We start from the raw sequence: 2,243 nt of genomic DNA, 5'->3' as shown, positions 1-2,243 counted from the left end.
TATTGCTTTGCCGAACGATGCATCGGTGGCGCTGCATCAGAAATTCGGCTTTCGTGAGGTCGGTGTTTTTCATGACTATGCCAGAAAACAGGGCGAGTACATCAGCTCGCTCTGGATGGAAAAGCGATTTGACTAATCCCGTATTTCAGGCAGCTATTCCGATACCGATTGAAAAACATCTGTCGCGGTCAACGGGCTCGATATGACCAATTCGAGATTTCAAAATGAAGAATACTTTTTTGCCATTAGTGCCAGAGCTGAATGGTGAACCTCTCACAGCGTGTTCCTGTTCGGGACGAATGACAGGCGGGTAAAGAGGATATTGCCGCTGCCGGAACTGAAATCGACTGCCATATAAAACAGTAACCCAATGAGCCAGACTAGAAATTAATTTTTGGCTCAATACCGCAAAGTGACATGTTCAGGCGAGTGCGGCGATTAAAGCAGTTGATTAGGGTATTCAATCTGATAGGGTTTCCTGATTGCATCTTGATAACGAACCTATTGTGCCTGTGTACGGAACCGGGAATTGAAAAGAATCATCGTGGGCTGATTCCGCAACCCGAGAGCGGATGTAAAACTGGTCACAGAACGCTGGCAGGATTAAAGTCCCCGAGCACGAAACCCCAAAATTCTATTCAGTTGTGTCATTAACGGGATTGCCGAAAGAAGGAAGTTTCACTCTCTTTGATTGCAAATCCTAAAGATTCGCATGGTGCTGAATTCATCTTTACGGAAATGCCGTTTGAAGAACTGATAAACGATAAAGACGGATGTGAATAAATGGAGCATGCTGAGATGGTTGAAGGGTCCTTCGAAGAAGCAAAGAAAATTGAAGAACTCAGAAACCTTTGGCTGAACGCAACAAACTTTTAGGATCAAACCATGAAAAAAAAATTGCTGGCTTATAGTTTGGGTGCACTTTGCGTTGGATCAATTGCCTTACCAGCTTGGAAAATGATTAAAGAGAAAATAGCTTATCATAAGGCTTATCAGGAGCAGTTGACTTCACTTGTTAAAGCAATTGAAATTGAACGATGGAAAACAAAGGACGGTCCAGTATATTGGGATATTAATATCGAAATCGCTGAAGAACCAGAATATGAAAAGTGGGATGAGAGTTACGCCTTACCAAGGTTACTTTTCAAGGCCAGAAAGAAAGGAGAAAGATTTTTTAATCTATACTCTATGAACATAGATGGAACCGATATAAGAATCATTGCAACACTGGAAGAGTTTGGCGGGTATGTATCACCATTTGGTATTGTAAAAAAGCCTACTAGATCACCTGATGGAAGATTTATTATTTCGACTATAGGTAATGATGGGTTTCATTGTGCTTTATATGATATTAAGGAGAGGGTGTCATATAAGATCGCTCCCAAATCTTGTTTTATCGAATCATGGAGTGCTGATGAGAAAATAGCATTAATTAATAATAATTCAAATACGGCTTTATTGGATTTAACTGATCGTAGTCTTAAATACTTTAGTGATGTTTACGGTTATCAATTTGATGATGCAACAGAAAAATTTTTTATACTGAAAGATAAAAATATCGCAATTTCTAAAGTCTATAAGAACAATGATTATCTGCAATCAATACCTGGGGATGGTGATCAAATTATATATGAGATGCCAGGGTTTAAGAATCCAAAGAGACAAAATTATCTTACTGAAGAATGTGTGTTTGGCGGTTTTTATGGAATAGGTGAAAATTATTTCACTTGTAATTTTGAGCCAAATCAATCTACCTACAATATTTATGATTCAAAAAACCCTACAAAAGTTATTGGCGAAAGTTTTGGTTTTTGGGTTATTGAACCTGGTGTATGGGCCCTCCAAGAGGGGAATATTTATCGCGTTAAACGTGATTCTGAAGATAGTGACATTAAAAAAATGCTCTATACGTATGATGCTGGAAAAGAATATGAGCTTATAGTTTATGATGATTTATATGTATCTAAAAACCTGAAGAACAATATTGATTCTATTGATATCACTGACTATATGCCAAAATTACCGACGAAAAAGCAATATGAAGAAACGCTTCTGGACTTACTTTATCAATAGAAGAACAAGATATAGCTAGAATTGGAAAGATGAATCTGTGATAAAATATAAAAATCACCGAGATCTCAAATAAAAACGTTGGCGAAAGAAAGCATGATTACTATGAAAAAAAGTATGAAATCAACACTAAAACTCAGTTTGTTAACAACCTTACTCCTTGTCGGTTGTGG

2 protein-coding genes are annotated in these 2,243 nt (G+C 37.6%); both read left to right on the top strand.

Going from position 1 to position 2,243, the window contains the following annotated elements; genetic code table 11:
• On the top strand, positions 1–136 hold a 136-nt coding region (locus P0Y67_RS22540), incomplete at its 5' end, for an N-acetyltransferase family protein (protein ID WP_446728873.1).
• Positions 137–885: 749 nt separating this feature from the next.
• Positions 886–2,073 carry a hypothetical protein gene (locus tag P0Y67_RS22535; RefSeq protein ID WP_342393685.1) on the top strand — a complete coding sequence of 396 codons (1,188 nt, stop codon included), beginning with the start codon at positions 886–888 and terminating at the stop codon, positions 2,071–2,073.
• Positions 2,074–2,243: the final 170 nt, after the last annotated feature.

The sequence above is a fragment of the Photobacterium sp. SP02 genome (genome assembly GCF_038519165.1).
Lineage (GTDB): Bacteria > Pseudomonadota > Gammaproteobacteria > Enterobacterales > Vibrionaceae > Photobacterium > Photobacterium halotolerans.
The sequence above is the reverse complement of the archived record's forward strand: the minus strand, read 5'-3'. Positions and strand labels throughout refer to the sequence as shown.

What these genes read in the sequence shown, in the direction of transcription:
- P0Y67_RS22535 (WP_342393685.1), top strand. Translation starts at nt 886, where the DNA reads ATGAAAAAAAAATTGCTGGCTTATAGTTTGGGTGCACTTTGCGTTGGA.